Annotated in this window: 15 protein-coding genes; 2 read left to right on the forward strand and 13 right to left on the reverse strand. The window is 58.5% G+C overall.

The genetic code is table 11. The features are described from left to right. Nucleotides 1–99 precede the first annotated feature (99 nt). The 3 genes from fadJ to QZH36_RS14575 form a co-directional block, all read right to left on the reverse strand. A complete protein-coding gene (gene fadJ / locus QZH36_RS14565) occupies nt 100–2,253 on the reverse strand; it encodes a fatty acid oxidation complex subunit alpha FadJ (protein WP_301730517.1) in 2,154 nt (717 codons plus the stop codon). After that, a complete protein-coding gene (fadI, locus tag QZH36_RS14570) occupies nt 2,253–3,563 on the reverse strand; it encodes an acetyl-CoA C-acyltransferase FadI (protein ID WP_301251981.1) in 1,311 nt (436 codons plus the stop codon). The genes fadJ and fadI overlap by 1 nt, the downstream gene beginning before the upstream one ends. Before the next feature lie 193 nt (nt 3,564–3,756). Continuing rightward, on the reverse strand, nt 3,757–4,053 hold the full coding sequence (locus QZH36_RS14575; protein WP_253459680.1) for a YfcZ/YiiS family protein: 297 nt from the start codon (nt 4,051–4,053) through the stop codon (nt 3,757–3,759). A gap of 369 nt (nt 4,054–4,422) precedes the next feature. On the opposite strand from QZH36_RS14575, the gene fadL reads away from it, so the two are divergent. Next, on the forward strand, nt 4,423–5,709 hold the full coding sequence (gene fadL, locus QZH36_RS14580) for a long-chain fatty acid transporter FadL (RefSeq protein ID WP_253459678.1): 1,287 nt from the start codon (nt 4,423–4,425) through the stop codon (nt 5,707–5,709). Nucleotides 5,710–5,768: 59 nt separating this feature from the next. Here the strand turns inward: fadL and mlaA are convergent, their stop codons facing one another. From mlaA to ccmA, 10 genes are read right to left on the reverse strand one after another with little or no spacing between them, the layout of a single operon-like run. Further along, entirely contained in the window at nt 5,769–6,530 is a 762-nt protein-coding gene (mlaA, locus tag QZH36_RS14585) for a phospholipid-binding lipoprotein MlaA (RefSeq protein WP_301730518.1), read from the reverse strand. Nucleotides 6,531–6,557: 27 nt separating this feature from the next. Beyond that, on the reverse strand, nt 6,558–7,769 hold the full coding sequence (ccmI, locus tag QZH36_RS14590; protein ID WP_301730519.1) for a c-type cytochrome biogenesis protein CcmI: 1,212 nt from the start codon (nt 7,767–7,769) through the stop codon (nt 6,558–6,560). Then, nucleotides 7,766–8,218, reverse strand: a complete 453-nt coding sequence (locus tag QZH36_RS14595) for a cytochrome c-type biogenesis protein (RefSeq protein ID WP_301251960.1) — start codon at nt 8,216–8,218, stop codon at nt 7,766–7,768. The genes ccmI and QZH36_RS14595 overlap by 4 nt, the downstream gene beginning before the upstream one ends. Next, nucleotides 8,215–8,769 carry a DsbE family thiol:disulfide interchange protein gene (locus QZH36_RS14600; RefSeq protein WP_253459670.1) on the reverse strand — a complete coding sequence of 185 codons (555 nt, stop codon included), beginning with the start codon at nt 8,767–8,769 and terminating at the stop codon, nt 8,215–8,217. The genes QZH36_RS14595 and QZH36_RS14600 overlap by 4 nt, the downstream gene beginning before the upstream one ends. Continuing rightward, nucleotides 8,766–10,712, reverse strand: a complete 1,947-nt coding sequence (locus QZH36_RS14605; protein ID WP_301730520.1) for a heme lyase CcmF/NrfE family subunit — start codon at nt 10,710–10,712, stop codon at nt 8,766–8,768. Before QZH36_RS14605 ends, QZH36_RS14600 begins: the two co-directional genes overlap by 4 nt. Continuing rightward, on the reverse strand, nt 10,709–11,173 hold the full coding sequence (ccmE, locus tag QZH36_RS14610) for a cytochrome c maturation protein CcmE (RefSeq protein WP_301730521.1): 465 nt from the start codon (nt 11,171–11,173) through the stop codon (nt 10,709–10,711). Before ccmE ends, QZH36_RS14605 begins: the two co-directional genes overlap by 4 nt. Next, on the reverse strand, nt 11,170–11,385 hold the full coding sequence (ccmD, locus tag QZH36_RS14615; RefSeq protein WP_253459664.1) for a heme exporter protein CcmD: 216 nt from the start codon (nt 11,383–11,385) through the stop codon (nt 11,170–11,172). Before ccmD ends, ccmE begins: the two co-directional genes overlap by 4 nt. Further along, nucleotides 11,382–12,122 carry a heme ABC transporter permease gene (locus tag QZH36_RS14620; RefSeq protein ID WP_253459661.1) on the reverse strand — a complete coding sequence of 247 codons (741 nt, stop codon included), beginning with the start codon at nt 12,120–12,122 and terminating at the stop codon, nt 11,382–11,384. Before QZH36_RS14620 ends, ccmD begins: the two co-directional genes overlap by 4 nt. Before the next feature lie 45 nt (nt 12,123–12,167). Beyond that, nucleotides 12,168–12,827: a heme exporter protein CcmB gene (gene ccmB, locus QZH36_RS14625; protein ID WP_253461261.1), complete on the reverse strand. Its 660-nt coding sequence runs from the start codon at nt 12,825–12,827 to the stop codon at nt 12,168–12,170. Next, entirely contained in the window at nt 12,827–13,444 is a 618-nt protein-coding gene (gene ccmA, locus QZH36_RS14630) for a cytochrome c biogenesis heme-transporting ATPase CcmA (RefSeq protein WP_301251965.1), read from the reverse strand. The genes ccmB and ccmA overlap by 1 nt, the downstream gene beginning before the upstream one ends. Before the next feature lie 241 nt (nt 13,445–13,685). Between ccmA and QZH36_RS14635 the strand changes: the two genes are divergently transcribed. Continuing rightward, the gene (locus QZH36_RS14635) at nt 13,686–14,597 is read left to right on the forward strand and encodes a formate/nitrite transporter family protein (protein WP_301730522.1); all 912 of its coding nucleotides are present in this window, start codon (nt 13,686–13,688) and stop codon (nt 14,595–14,597) included. The last annotated feature ends 523 nt before the right edge of the window (nt 14,598–15,120 follow it).

Genomic DNA, 15,120 nt, shown 5'->3' on the forward strand with positions numbered 1-15,120 from the left:
CTGTGTTGTACCCTAATGCCAGAAGGCAAGTCAACCGATTGTTTACTAAATAACCGCCTGTTGACAAACGGTTATCAGCACCTTTCAGAAGCGTCCGATCTAACCCGTTGAAACAGGCTGGGTATTCGCCTTACCTGTAGTTTTGTAAAAGGTTTCTCCCGTTTGCGCCATTTTTTGCAGGCGTTCGCAGGGGGTAAAACGCGCGCCGCAGGTGCGGGAAAGCTGTTCCAGCTGCGCCACTATCTGCCCCGCGCCCAGCGCGTCCATATAGCGGAACGGGCCGCCGGTAAACGGCGGAAAACCTATCCCGAATACCGCACCAATATCGCCGTCGCGCGCGCAGCGAATCACGTTTTCATCAAAGGCCCTCGCCGCTTCATTCAGCAACATCATTACGCAGCGTCGCGCGATAAGCTCTTTGCTCAGGTGCGCTTTTGGATGAACGTTCAGTAATTTATAAATTGTCGCATCGGGCAGTTTTTTGCCGCCCCCTTTCTTGCCGTAGCGATAAAATCCCCGCCCGTTTTTGCGTCCTTTGCGGTTATCGTTCAGGACGGCGTCCAGCGCGGGCGGCGCCTGAAAGCGTTCGCCCCAGGCTGCGGCCAGCACCGGCAGGATATGGGCGCCCGTATCGATGCCGACCTCATCCAATAGCTGGATCGGCCCGACGGGAAAGCCGAAGTCCGCCAACGCCTCATCAATGTTTTCTATCGGCTCGCCTTCCAGCAGGCAGCGCAGCGCCTCGTTGATGCACGGCGTCAGAATACGGTTAACGTAAAACCCGGCGCTGTCCGCCACCACTATCGGCGTTTTGCCCTGCAATTTCGCCAGCTTTACCGTGGTAGCGAGGGTTTGCTCGCTGGTCTGCGCGTGGGGGATAACCTCCACCAGCGGCATTTTGTCGACCGGGCTGAAATAGTGCAGCCCGATAACATTCTCCGGGCGGCGGGCGTGCGCGGCGATATCGCTAATCGGCAGCGAGGAAGTATTGGAGGCGAAAATCGTGTCGGGCGACGCGTTGGCCTCCACTTCCGCCACCATTTTCTGCTTCAAAAAAAGGTCTTCAAATACCGCTTCGATCACCAGGTCGCGACGCCGAAATCCCTGATAGTCCAGGCCGCCGCTAATCAGGGCCATTTGCCGCTGGCGCTGACCCGGCGTCAGCTGGCGGCGCGCGATCTTTTTCTCCAGCAGATCCCAGCTATATTTCAGCGCATGCGTAATCCCTTCCGGCCGCACATCTTTGATGCGCACCGGCAGATTTCCCCGACAGGCGGTGACGTAAGCAATGCCGCCGCCCATCAGTCCACCGCCCAGCACCGCAACGGATTTCACCTCTTGCGGCGCCGCCTGTGCCCCGCTCTCTTTCTTTATTTCCGTGGTCGCAAAGAACAGGCCGCGCAGCGCGATGGATTCCGGCGACATCGCCAGCTCGCCGAACGCTTTAGCCTCGGCGGCGTAACCGGCGCTACGGCCCTGCTGCAGGCCGGTACGCACCACCGAAAGAATTTTGCGCGTGGCCGGATAGTTACCGCGCGTTTTCGCTTCCGCCCGTCTGGTCGCCATCTTAAAGAGCAACGCGCGTCCCATGGGCGCGTTAAGCATCCGCTCGCTCAATGGCAGCACGCGGCGCGGCTGTCGGCCTCTGAGCACCATGTCCACCGCCGTTTCCAGCAGAATTGTCTGCGGCACGGCCTCTTCCACCAGGCCCAGCTTTAATGCCTGCTTTGCACGCAGCGTTTTGCCGGTCAGCATCAGATCCAGCGCGTGAGAGGCGCCAATCAGCCTGGGCAGCCGCTGCGTGCCGCCGGAGCCGGGCAAAAGGCCCAGTTGCACTTCCGGCAGGCCCAGCCGCGTTTTCTCGTCCAGCGTGCAGACGCGCTGGTGGCAGGCCAGTGCCAGCTCCAGCCCGCCGCCCAGACAGGCGCCGTGAATGGCGGCCACCGCCGGAAAAGGCAAGGCGGCGATCTCTGCCATGACCTTTTGCCCCTGTCGCGCCAGCGCAGCCGCCTCTTCTGCCGAGCGGCAGGCAGCAATCATGGTGATATCCGCGCCCGCGATAAAACTGTCCGGCTTGCCGGAGATAAAAACCAGGCCAGCCAGCTCCGGCTGACGACGCGCCTGCGCAATCACTTCCCGGATCTGCCCGACGAATTCTGCCTTTAGCGTATTGAGCTTTTCACCCAGCACATCGAAAGTAATGACGCCCACGTTGTCGGCACGCAGGCTGAATGTAAATGCGGATGCCGTCATTATTCCGCCTCCAGAACCATAGCCGCACCAAGACCGCCAGCGGCGCAGGCCGTGACCAGCCCCAGGCCGCCGCCGCGACGCCGTAGCTCGTGCAGCGTCTGGGTGATCATGCGTGCGCCGGTCGCGGCAAAAGGATGTCCATAGGCGATAGAGCCGCCCAGCACGTTAAATTTTTCTTCGTCCACCTCGCCCAGCGCATGAGGCCGGTTCAGGACTTCACGAGCGAACCGCTCATCGGCGAACATGTTGAGGTTGGCCAGCGTCTGGGCCGCAAATGCCTCGTGCATATCAATAAGCGTTAAATCCTTCAGGGTAATGCCTGCTCTGTCGAGCGCCAGCGGCGATGCCCAGGCCGGGCCAAGCAGCATATCCTCCTGCACGCCGATGGCGGTGAAGGCGTAGCTGCGCAGATAGCCCAGCGGCGTAATGCCCAGCTCTCTGGCGCGCGCTTCCGTCATCAGTACTACCGCTGCCGCGCCGTCGGTGAGCGGCGTGCTGTTAGCCGCCGTTACCGTACCGTGTTTACGGTCGAAAGCGGGACGTAGCCGGGCATAATCTTTCAGGCTGGAATGCAGACGCACGTTGTTATCCTGCTGTAAAGGGCTGCGCCACGGCGGCACCCAGGCCGTCATTACCTCCTGCGCCAGCCTGTTCTCTTCCCAGGCCTTTGCCGCACGCAGGTGCGAACGATGCGCCAGCGCGTCCTGCTGCTCGCGCGTGATGCCGTAGCTTTTCGCCATCTGTTCTGCGGTATCGCCCATGCGCAGGCCGGTGGAATATTCCGCTACGGCAGGCGGCACGGGCAGCAAATCGCGCGGGCGAAGCTGGCTGAGCAGCCGTAATTTTTGTACCAGAGAGCGGGTTTTACTGAGGTCCACCAGCACGCGGCCCAGCTGTTTGCTGACGCCGATGGGCAAGACGGAAGCGGAGTCCGCGCCGCCTGCAATACCGGCCTGAATGGTGCCGGCCAGCAGGCTTTCGGCCACGTTAGCGACGGCCTGGAAACTGGTGGCGCAGGCGCGGCTTACGCTATAGGCGTCGGTATGTACACCTAAGGAAGTGCCGAGGACGATTTCGCGCGCGATATTCGGCGCTTCGGGCATCTGGATCACCTGGCCAAACACCAGCTGTTCAATAACGTCGGGCGGGATATCGCTGCGTACCAGCAGTTCGCTGACCACCATTCGCCCCAGCTCAATAGCCGGGATAGCCTGAAGCGCCGTGGCCTGGCGAGCAAAAGGGGTGCGTAAACCGTGCGTTATCGCTATGCGTTGACCCTGACGCGTCAGCAAGGGGAGCGCTTTCATTATTCACCTGTAAAAATCAGCGGCATCACTGCCAAAAGAGGTCAGACCTGTTTATTGTTAACCAGATTTTTACATTTTGCATAATGTGGAAAAGAAAAGTGCGAGGGAAACCACGGTTTTGGGAACCATGAGCGGGCGTAGCCCACTCATTTTTTTAAGAATGCCGGGCCAGGCCCGGCGGTTCCGCGTTGAACAATTAGCGCAGCGCCAGCTGAAAGATCATCGTTTCTGCCTGGCAACTAAAAGTAAAATCTGCATCCAGCTGCACGCCGTCCGGCTTCTCTTCGAAACGGCCGACGATATCGCAAGGTTCGGATTCCACCTGGCGCGCCTTGCCGATAAGCTCCTGCAGGGCGGCTTCAGCCTGCTGGCGATTTTCGTACAGGTGACGCCAGCTGGCTGTGCAGTCGGTGTTATCCATGATAGTACCGACATCCACACAGCAACAGGCGGCGGTTTCGTTGGCGCTACATTTATTGATGGCGTGGGTCATAAGATCCTCCGGTTAGCGGCCGCTCGGGGCGGACTTAAGGTCATAATGCTTTTATTCTACGCCTGCCCTTTTTTTCTGTCCGGTGATTCAGTGAATAAGCGTCATCCGGTAATGAAAATCAAAGATAAATTTGATCTGAAACAGGCTAGACTCAACGCCGCCTGTTGTGACTCGCAGGTTTTTGTTAAGCAGATCGCTTTTTATTGATCAATTTAGAAATATTTATAAAACAATATTGCAACAACTACAGGGGCCAGACCTATACTGGGGCCACTGGTCTGATTAGTTAGCCGTCTTTCAGCCCCTCTGTAGCGTCCTGCCGTTGCCTGCGTAACGGTATTAATAAAATCAGATAAAGAGGTTGTGGTCATGAACCATAAAAACCTGTTTGCGAAGTCTGCTCTTGCAGCCGCAGTGGCCATTGTTTCTTCCCATGCTTTTGCAGCCGGCTTTCAACTTCATGAATTTTCCTCTGCCGGATTAGGTCGTGCCTATTCTGGCGAAGGCGCAATGGGCGATACCGCCGCTTCCGCCAGCCGTAACCCGGCGACCATGGCGTTGATGGATCGTCCAATGTTTTCGGCAGGCGCGGTTTTTATCGATCCGGGCGTCAGTATTGACGGCACCAGCAGCCTGTCCGGCCAGAGTCTGAACGCGGACAATATCGCGCCCACGCAGTGGGTGCCCAATCTCCATTACGTGCAGCCGCTAAACGACCAGTGGTGGCTGGGCGCGTCCGCGACCGCTAATTATGGACTGGCGACGGAATTTAATAATGATTACGCCGCCGGACCGTATGCCGGTAAAACGGATCTGCAAACCGTTAACTTTAACTTAAGCACCGCTTATCGACTGAACCAGCATTTCAGCTTTGGCGTCGGCTTTGATGCCGTCTATGCGCGCGCGAAGATTGAACGTTACGCAGGCGAAGCGGGCCGCGCGCTGGGCTTTCCAACCGATACGCAAATTGCGCACCTGAAGGGCGATGAGTGGGGCTACGGCTGGAACGCGGGCATCCTGTACGAAGTGGATGAGGATAACCGCTTCGGCTTTACTTACCGTTCCGAGGTTAAAGTCGATTTCGACGGCGACTATAAAAGCAGCATTCCGGGCGCTATCAACCCGCTTAATCAGGCGCTTAACCTGGGCCTGCCCTATGGCACCAGCGGATCGACCATTCCCGGCGCGCTGACGCTAAACCTGCCGGAAATGTGGGAAGTCTCGGGCTACCATAAAGTTGCCCCGCAGTGGGCCGTACACTACAGCCTGACCTATACCAGCTGGAGCCAGTTCCAGGAGTTGAAGGCCACCGGCAGCGGCGGTCAGACGCTGTTCTATAAGGAAGAGAGCTATAAGGATGCTTACCGCCTCGCGCTGGGCACGTCCTACTTCTACGATGATAACTGGACGTTTCGCGCCGGTATCGCGTTTGATGACAGCCCGGTACCTGCCGATCAGCGCTCCATCTCTATCCCCGATCAGGATCGCCTGTGGCTAAGCACCGGCGCGTCCTACGCCTTTAATCAGGATGCGTCCGTGGACGTGGGGCTTTCTTATATGCACGGCCAGCACGTCACGGTAGAGGAAGGCCCCTATACTTTCCGTTCCACCGGCAAAGCCTGGCTTTACGGCGCTAACTTTAACTACAAGTTCTGAGGCTTAAGCCAATAAAAAAGGCCCGATTCGGGCCTTTTTTGCAAACAGCATGCGGCAAATCAGTTGGCGTCGATATCGTCCAAATCGCCCTGAATGGCGGCGGCGTTCGGGTTTTCCTGCGGGATCAGCTTGCCGTCGCTGGCAAGGAAATCGTGGCGCTGGAAATAGGCCGCGCGGACAAAGGAATAGGGATCTTTGCTGTTGTGCAGAATAGCGTCGGAATCCAGCAGCTGCGCGCGGGTTTCCACGCCTTCCAGCGCCCACTTACCGGCGGTCATCCACCAGGTCAGCCAGCTCAGCGGTGCATAAAGATCGTCGACCATGCCGCCCACGTCTTCACGCGGCGTAAAGCTGCCGTAGCCCGGCAATTCAACATAGGTGCCATAACCCACGCCATAGTTGCCCAGCGTGCTGCCGAAACGACGCGGCTCTTCCTTCGCCAGCGTCGGGTTGGCCATGCCGGCCACGTCGATAAAGCCGCCCAGACCCAGAATGGTATTCAGGAAGAAGCGGTTAAAGTGGATCATCGCTTTATAGGGCTTGCCCTCAATAAAGTAGTTCACCATGGTAGACGGCTCGCTCAGGTTGCCGAGAAAGTTGCTCAGGCCGCTGCGCGCGGGCACCGGCACGTAATCGCGCCAGGCGACGGCGACGGGACGAACAACATAGGGATCCAGCACGTTGTAATTAAAGTCGAACATCGTGCGGTTGAACCCTTCCAGGGGATCGGAGCGCCCCTGGGGTTCATCCGCCGTCTGCGAACTGGCGCAGCCAATCAGCAGTACGCTGGCCAACGCCACGCCCATCACGCGGTAGTTCATCTCTCTCTCCCTGTTAAATCAAGCCGACTACGGCTGCTGTTGGTTAATCTCAACGGCCAGCTGTTGATGACCATCGAAAGGCGTGACCGCGCTGGCACCGAACCAGTCGCCGGCCTGCGGATTGGCGCTGCCGTCTCGCGAGATGCGCACGCGCACCTGAACCTGATGCTGCGCCGAGAGCAGACGCTCCGGCATCATGGCGTTGCTGTCATCCAGCGTCAGCGAGAGCGGGAAATGGCTCAACGGCACTCTTTTCACCGCCACCGGCACTTTCGCCACGCCGTCGGAAACAGAAATATAGAGCACGCCGCCTTCGGGCAGCTGCTTTTCCGCGCCGGCGGCCAGCGTCACGGTCAGCGCCAGGCGGCTGGTTTGTCCGCCGGACTCGGTTTTAGCCTGCTCGATGCTGCGGCGGATCGCCGCCACCCGCTTATCGTCGGCCGGTAACAATTGTAACATCTTTTGCCAGACCGCTGTGGCCTGCGCGTAACGCTGCTGGCTAAAAGCATTAAATGCCAACAGGCTGAGCAGGCGAATATTGTCGCCGTCGCTTTTCACCATCTCGTTGAGCATAGCCGTTGCCTGGCGATTATCCTGCGGATCCTGCGAGCGCGTCAGGGCATCGGCGTAGCTTAGCTTTACTTCCGGATCCGTGGGAGCAAGCTGCATGGCGCGGCGAAAAGCCTGGGTTGCCGTAGCGGCGTTGTTCAGCACCATGCCGATACGGCCCAGCATCAGCCAGTCGCTTACGTTGCGCGGATCCTGTTGCAGCGAGGTGCGGATCCCCAGCCCAAGCCGGGCCAGCTGTTCCATCGTCAGCGGCTTTGCCTGCGGATCCATCAGCTGCGCCCGCAGCGCGGGCAGTTCGTTATTGACCTGCTGCCAGGCAAGCACCTGCGCAAAGCCGCCGGTTTTGAAATAGACGCCCAGGCTGACGACCACCAGAATCACCACGCCAGGCAACAAGACCCAGCGGCTGAGCGCACGCTCGTGGGTTGGCGCTTCCTGAGGAATGTCCAGCAGCAGCGTCTGCTGTAGCTCGCGGATCATCTCCGCGCGCTCTGCCACGACGCCCTGCGCTTCGTCCTGCTCCAGCTCCTGAAGGCGCTGATGGTAAAAAGTTTTGTTCAGCGTGTCACGGTCTGTCGCCAGCGCCGCGCGCTTGCGGCCTCCGGCGATCAGCAGCAGCGTACTGGCGGCCACCAGTAAAGCCAGAACGGTGAGCCAGAATTCACTCATGGTTGCTTCCTGTTATTTAACAGCGCGTCAAGCCGCGCCTGCTGCTCCGCATCCAGCCCGGAACCGGTGCGTTTTCTGCTGCGTAGTACCATCACCACCGCGCCCGCGACTACAAACAGCACGGGGCCAGCCCACAGGATCAGCGTGGAGGCCATCACCGGCGGCTCGTAAGTGACGAAATTACCGTAGCGCGCCACCATCCAGGCTTTGACCTGCTCCGGCGTCTGGCCGCTTTGCAGCAGCTGATAAACCTTCAGCCGCATATCGGCGGCAATCATCGCGTTTGAATCCGCAATGCTGTTGTTCTGGCATTTGGGGCAGCGCAGCGATTCCGTCAGATGCCGGTACTGCTGCTCCTGGGTTACCGATGAGAATCGGTAGGTGTCTATGTTGTCCGCCAGTACGCCGAAAGAGAAGATCAGTGCGGCGAGAAGTAAAACGCGTTTCATTGGCCTGCTTCCTTGCTGTATTTATCCCACAATGGCTTTACTTCGCTGTTCCATACCCGGTCGTTCATATCCCCGGCGTGGCGATAGCGAATAATCCCTTTGCCATCGATTAAAAAGGTTTCAGGCGCGCCGTAGACGCCCAAATCAAGCCCCAGCATACCGTCGCCATCGTAGAGACTCAACGCATAAGGATTACCCAGCGAGTTGAGCCAGTTAACGGCCTTGCTGCGATCGTCCTTGTAGTTCAGCCCCACGACGCGGATGCCCTGTACCGCCAGCGTATTGAGATACTGGTGTTCGGCGCGACAGGTAGGACACCAGGTCGCCCAGACGTTGAGCAGGATCGGTTTACCGTCATGCAGTACCGACTGGTCGTAGATTTTGCCGGGCCTGTCCAGCGATTCCAGCCGGAAAACCGGTACGGGCTTGCCTACCAGCGCCGATTCCAGCTTTGTCGGATCGTCGCCGTTGGCGTTGCGGGTGAGTTGCCACATCAGCGCGGCGGCCAGCAGCAGAAACAGCGCCAGCGGAATATAAAGGGTCTTTTTCATGCCGGCACCTTTTTACGCGAGCGATAGCGCGGATCGAGCAGGCATAATATGCCGCCGGCCGCCATAAACAGGCCACCGAACCAGATCCAGCGCACGAATGGTTTGTAATAGATACGCACCGCCCAGGAATTATCCTCCAGCTCTTCGCCCAGCGCCGCGTAGAGATCGCGCGTAAAGCCGCCGTCGATTGCCGCTTCGGTCATCATAGTGTGCGCCACGCTGTAGTAGCGCTTTTCGGCATGCAGCGTTGCTTCATGCTTGCCGTTGCGCGTTACGTCGATGATGCCCACGCCGCCGGTGTAGTTTGCGCCCTGTAGGTTACGCACATCGCGAAAGATAAAGTGATAGTTATGGATATCAACCGTATCGCCCGCACGCATACGGACATCGCGCTCCACGCTGTAGTTCTGGCTGAAAGCGATGCCGATAACGGTCACGGCGACGCCAAGATGCCCCAGCACCATGCCCCAGTGGCTGCGTGAAAGGTGACGCAGCCCGGTGAAAAAGCGATGGCGATGGGTAGCGCGCTCGTGCAGCTCCATCAGCGTCAGGAAGATAACCCACAGCGACATCAGCAGTCCCACTACCGTCATCGCTTCAATGCTGTCCTGCATCAGCCACGGCAGCAAAATGGACAACGCCAGCGTGGCAACCAGCGCCAGCGCCAGCCGCTTCCACAGCTTTTGCGGCTCGTCGCGACGCCAGCGCACCAGCGGCCCGATGCCCAACAGCAGCGCCAGCGGCGCCATCAGCCAAGTGAACAGCGTATTAAAGAAAGGTTCGCCGATAGAGATGCTGCCCAGGCCCAGCTGCTTGTGCACCAAAGGCAGCAGCGTGCCGAGCAGCACCACCAGCATGGCGGCAATCAGCAGAATATTGTTGCCCAGCAGGAAGGATTCGCGCGACCAAAGCTCGTTCTGTACGCGGCCGCGCACCTTGCTGCCTTTGATGGCGTACAGCAGCAGCGAACTGCCGATAACGATCACCAGAAAAGCCAGGATAAACATGCCGCGCGCCGGATCGGAGGCGAAAGAGTGCACCGAAATCAGCACGCCCGAACGCACCAGGAACGTCCCCAGCAGGCTGAGCGAAAACGCGGTGATAGCCAGCAGCACCGTCCAGGCCTTAAAGGTGCCGCGCTTTTCCGTTACCGCCAGCGAGTGGATCAGCGCCGTACCCGCCAGCCACGGCATAAAGGAGGAGTTTTCTACCGGATCCCAGAACCACCAGCCGCCCCAGCCAAGCTCGTAATAGGCCCATGCCGAGCCGAGCACGATACCGACGGTCAGAAAAACCCAGGCCGCCGTGGTCCAGGGACGCGACCAGCGCGCCCAGGCGGTATCCAGCCTGCCCGTCATCAGCGAGGCGATGGCAAAAGCGAAAGCCACGGAGAACCCGACGTAGCCCATATAAAGCAGCGGCGGATGGAAGATCAGGCCGATATCCTGCAGCATCGGGTTAAGATCGCTGCCGTCGATCGGGAAGTCAGGCAGCGTGCGGGTAAACGGGTTTGAGGTCAGCGTGATAAACAGCAAAAAGCCAAGATTGATCATGCCCATGACGGCCAGCACGCGGGCCACGGAATCCAGCGGCATCGCGCGGCTGAACAACGCGACCGCCAGCGTCCAGGTGCTGAGCAGCAGCAGCCACAGCAGCAGCGAACCTTCGTGCGCGCCCCAGGTCGCCGCAATACGGTAGTAGACCGGCAGCAGCGTGTTGGAGTTGGTGGCGACGTAAGCGACGCTGAAATCATTCACCACAAAGGCGTGCACCAGCACGATAAAAGCGGCGAGCACGCAGGCGAACAGCGCGTAGCTCAGCGGCCTGGCCAGGCCCATCAGCCGTCTGTCCTGACGGGAAGCGCCCCACAGGGGATAGACGCTCAGCAGCAGCGCCAGCGCCACGCCCAGTGCAAGCAGAAAACTGCCGATTTCCGGTATCATGGCTGGTTCACCGCAATCTTATGGTTCTTTTTCATTGCATCCTCAATTTCCGGCGGCGTGTATTTTTCATCATGCTTCGCCAGCACTTCTTTCGCTTCGACCAGGTTGCCCTGCTCCAGCACGCCCTGCGCGACCACGCCCTGCCCTTCCCGGAACAGATCCGGCAGGATGCCAAGATAGCTCACGCTGACCACGCCGTTAGCGTCGTAGAGTTTAAAGGAAACCTGTAACGTGTTGGGATCGCGCTTGACGCTGCCGGGCATCACCATGCCGCCGACGCGCAGACGCTGGCCCGGCGTCGGTTTTTGCTGGCTTTCGCCTTTGCCGTTCAGGATTTCGCTGGGGGTGTAGAACAGATCGATATTCGAACGTAACGCATACATAACCAGCGCGGTCGCCAGCCCGAGTCCGGCCAGGATGGCAATCGCTACGAGCAGGCGATTTTTACGACGGGTATTCACAATGATGCTCCCTGCTTTTTCATTTTTGCCGCTTTGATGCGGCGCTCCCGCGACTCGCGCTGGCGAATGTCGGCCAACAGCCGCCGACGGCTAATGATGGTGTGCAGCACCAGCGCGCCCAGCGCCATCAGCGTGCAGGCGACGGCAAGCCAGACGTAAAAGGCGTAGCCGCCCATCGCCCAGAAAGCCTGCCAGGATGAGAAAGCCGTCATTGGCGCGCTCCTTTTTCCGCCACTTCCCTTACCCAGGGACGATGGCGCTCGCTCAACAGCAGCAAATTACGCAGACGCATCAGCGTCAGCGAGATAAACAGCAGCCAGAAGCCCGCAATAGCCCAACGTAAAGGCGTGCGCATGGAAGGCGCTATCGCCTGCTGGAAGACGCCGGAAGAGCCCTGATGCAGCGTATTCCACCACTGCACCGAATAGTGGATTATCGGCAGGTTTACCACGCCCACCAGGACAAGGATGCCGGCCGCCCGGCCCGCCATACGGCGATCGTCAAAGGCGTTATAAAGCGCGATTACGCCCATATAGAGGAATAGCAGCACCAGTTCCGAGGTCAGGCGCGCATCCCAGATCCACCAGGTTCCCCACATCGGCTTCCCCCAGGCGGAGCCGGTGACCAGCGCGATAAAGGTGAACACCGCGCCGACGGGCGCCATCGCCGCAGCGGCAAGATCGGCCGTTTTCCACTGCCAGACCAGGCCGGTGAACGCGGCAATCGCCATGGCGGCGTAGATACCCATTGACCACATCGCGGCGGGAACATGAATATAAATGATGCGATAGCTGTCGCCCTGCTGATAGTCGGACGGCGCAAAACCAAATCCCCATATCCAGCCGGTGGCTAACGTAACCGTCGCGGCAACTGCAAACCAGGGCAGCAGGCGACCACATAACTGGTAAAGCCTGTCGGGCTTCCCTGACTGATGTAACCATTTCCACATTGTTAATTGCTCATCTAAAAAGAAACGCGTTTCTGTCTGTTATTGTTAGTGTACGCTAACCCGCAGTGCCGCAGCCGTAGCGAAAGGCGCCAGTGTTGCGCTGGCGACCAGCATCGCGCCGAGGATGGCCAGCTGGCCGTTTATCGCCAGGCCCATTCCCGCAGCGTCAATGGCCGCCGAGGCGAAAATCAGTACCGGCACCGCCAGCGGCAGCACCAGCAGGCTCAGTAAAACGCCGCCGCGTCGCAGCCCGACCGTTAATCCTACGCCTATCGCGCCCAGGAAACTTAACGTCGGGGTGCCCAACAGCAGAGAAAGCGCCATCGCACGCCAGGTGGCGAAATCCAGCGACAGCAGCAGCGCCACCAGCGGCGAAAGCAGCAGCAGCGGCAGGCCGGTCACCAGCCAGTGCGCGATCACTTTCCCCAATACCGTTATCGGCAGCGGCGTCGGCAACAGCAGCAGCTGTTCCAGCGAACCATCGATAAAATCATCGCGAAACAGCCTTTCCAGCGCCAGCAGCGAAGAGAGCAGCGCGGCGACCCAGACAATGCCCGGCGCGATACGCGCTAATAGCTGCGGTTCGGGACCAATCCCCAGCGGAAACAGCGTAATAACGATCAGGAAAAACCACAGCGGATTAACCACTTCCGCGCCGCTACGAAAAGCCACGCGCAGCTCCCGCATAATAATGCGTCCGATCATCATCCCGCCTCCGTGACGGAAAGCCGAATTTTGCGCACGCGCTGCGCCGATCCCGGCAGCTCCTGATGGGTGGTCAGGATCACTGAACCGCCATTATCGGCATGACGGGCAAACAGCGCCATCAGCTTTGTCACGCCTGATTTATCTATAGCGGTCAGCGGCTCATCAAGGATCCACAGCGGGGAACGGCTCAGCCAGAGCCTGGCCAGCGCAACGCGACGCTGCTGTCCCGCGGAAAGCTGCGCGACAGGCACCTCTTCATATCCCGCCAGGTCGACCTCTTCCAGCGCCTGCCACAGTTTTTCTTCCGGCTCCAGCGCATGAAAAAATTGCAGATTTTCCCGTGCGGTCAGCACCGCTTTCACGCCGGGATGATGCCCCAGATAGAGTAACGCGCGGTGCCAGACCTCTCGCTGTTTGCGCACAGGCTGCTGCTGCCAAAGCACCTCGCCCTGCTCAGCCCGGCTTAAGCCCGCCAGAATGCGCAGCAGCGAGGTTTTTCCCGCGCCGTTGGCGCCTTCTATTTGAACGATATCGCCTGCGGAAACGGTAAAACTGAGTTCGCTGAACAGCGTACGTTCATCACGAACGCAGGTCAGATTGTGGGCCTGGAGCATCAGGTGGCATCGCGCTTGTTAATAGTGCGTGAAATAGTACCACAGCTGATAATGGTATCGCAGCCTGCGCGGTATCACTGGATGCTTAAGTTGCCGCTATTATGCCCTGTGCAGGCCGCTTAATGCCGAAAAATGCCGCCTCGTTAAATCCTTGTTACGTTTATTCTGAAACGCAGTTACATTTCAGCAACGCTAAAACCCGCTACGCTTAGGCAGAGTGTCGATTACGGGAGCAGGAAGAATGAAAGAAGATAATGTGGAAGTCGAGAGTGAAGAACGTGAAGGAGAAGAGATAGAGGTGGATGAGGAAGCGCTGCCCTCGCGTGCGGCGGCTATCCATGAGGAGATACGCCAGGACGGCGAGAAAGAGCTGGAGCGCGACGGACTGGCGCTGCTGTTTTCGGCTATCGCTGCGGGGCTTTCTATGGGCGCCTCGCTGATGGCGAAAGGGATTTTTCAGGCGCATCTTGACGACGTGCCCGGCGCTTTTCTGTTGGAAAATCTTGGCTACACCTTTGGTTTTATCATTGTCATTATGGCGCGCCAGCAGCTGTTTACAGAGAACACCGTGACCGCCGTACTGCCGGTTATGCACAAACCAACCGGCGGCAATCTGGTCCTGCTGCTGAGGCTGTGGGCCGTAGTGCTGTTCGGCAATTTGATCGGAACGGCGCTGGCTTCGCTGGCCTTTACCCATATGCCGATCTTTGACGATGCCACGCGGCAGGCTTTTGTGGCTATCAGCCAGAAAGTGATGGAAAACACGCCGGGCGAGATGTTCGCCAATGCGGTGATCTCCGGCTGGATTATCGCCACGATGGTCTGGATGTTTCCTTCCGCCGGCAACGCGAAAATTTGGATAATTGTGCTGATGACCTGGCTGGTGGCGCTGGGCGACCTGGCGCATATCGTGGTGGGTTCGGTAGAAGTCCTTTATCTGGTCTTTAACGGTCTTATCAGCTGGCAGGAATTTTTATGGCCTTTTGCTCTTCCTACGCTGGCCGGCAATATTATCGGCGGCACCTTTATTTTTGCACTGATTAGCCACGCGCAGATCCGCAACGATATGAGCACCCGCGCTAAAGCGGAGGCGAAAGCGAAAGCCGAAGCGAAGAAAAAGCGTGATAAGAAAGAGAAGGCTGAAGAGGGTTAACCGGCTGGCGGCAAGCCGCTAAAGTTATCGCTAAGCGGCAGTCGTCTCATAGGGGGCGCTGCCGTTATCGGCGGGCAGTTCAGAAAAAGCATCCAGCTATGGGGCGGCTTTAGCTGAACAGCGCAAAAGTGTGCATATAGAAATTGCTGGCGAAAGCGACATAGGCCAGCCAGACCAGCATGATAAGACCGAGCGACAGTTTCAGGGACATAGCGACCTCTTTTATGAGCTAAACAAACGAGTAACCTTGCTTGAATTCGCTTTACATTAGTCCTCTGTCAGATCGCAGTTCTTGATCCAGCGCAACTATCTTCCACTAATCGGCTAACGGCTTCTTTGCTCAACCTTGTTCAGATCAACGTTAATCACTCAGCGGCCAGCTTAATCAGCTACTCAGCTACTCAGCTACTCAGCTACTCAGCTACTCAGCTACTCAGCTACTCAGCTACTCAGCTACTCAGCTACTCAGCTACTCAGCTACTCAGCTACTCAGCTACTCAGCTACTCAGCTACTCAGCTACTC

Source organism: Erwinia wuhanensis, assembly GCF_030484085.1.
Classification (GTDB): domain Bacteria; phylum Pseudomonadota; class Gammaproteobacteria; order Enterobacterales; family Enterobacteriaceae; genus Erwinia; species Erwinia aeris.

Coding starts and splice junctions, on each gene's coding strand:
- QZH36_RS14635 (WP_301730522.1), top strand. CDS start 13,686: ATGAAAGAAGATAATGTGGAAGTCGAGAGTGAAGAACGTGAAGGAGAA.
- QZH36_RS14575 (WP_253459680.1), bottom strand. CDS start 4,053: ATGACCCACGCCATCAATAAATGTAGCGCCAACGAAACCGCCGCCTGT.
- ccmD (WP_253459664.1), bottom strand. CDS start 11,385: ATGACGGCTTTCTCATCCTGGCAGGCTTTCTGGGCGATGGGCGGCTAC.
- QZH36_RS14600 (WP_253459670.1), bottom strand. CDS start 8,769: ATGAAAAAGACCCTTTATATTCCGCTGGCGCTGTTTCTGCTGCTGGCC.
- QZH36_RS14595 (WP_301251960.1), bottom strand. CDS start 8,218: ATGAAACGCGTTTTACTTCTCGCCGCACTGATCTTCTCTTTCGGCGTA.
- QZH36_RS14605 (WP_301730520.1), bottom strand. CDS start 10,712: ATGATACCGGAAATCGGCAGTTTTCTGCTTGCACTGGGCGTGGCGCTG.
- fadL (WP_253459678.1), top strand. CDS start 4,423: ATGAACCATAAAAACCTGTTTGCGAAGTCTGCTCTTGCAGCCGCAGTG.
- ccmI (WP_301730519.1), bottom strand. CDS start 7,769: ATGAGTGAATTCTGGCTCACCGTTCTGGCTTTACTGGTGGCCGCCAGT.
- ccmB (WP_253461261.1), bottom strand. CDS start 12,827: ATGATCGGACGCATTATTATGCGGGAGCTGCGCGTGGCTTTTCGTAGC.
- mlaA (WP_301730518.1), bottom strand. CDS start 6,530: ATGAACTACCGCGTGATGGGCGTGGCGTTGGCCAGCGTACTGCTGATT.
- fadJ (WP_301730517.1), bottom strand. CDS start 2,253: ATGACGGCATCCGCATTTACATTCAGCCTGCGTGCCGACAACGTGGGC.
- ccmA (WP_301251965.1), bottom strand. CDS start 13,444: ATGCTCCAGGCCCACAATCTGACCTGCGTTCGTGATGAACGTACGCTG.
- QZH36_RS14620 (WP_253459661.1), bottom strand. CDS start 12,122: ATGTGGAAATGGTTACATCAGTCAGGGAAGCCCGACAGGCTTTACCAG.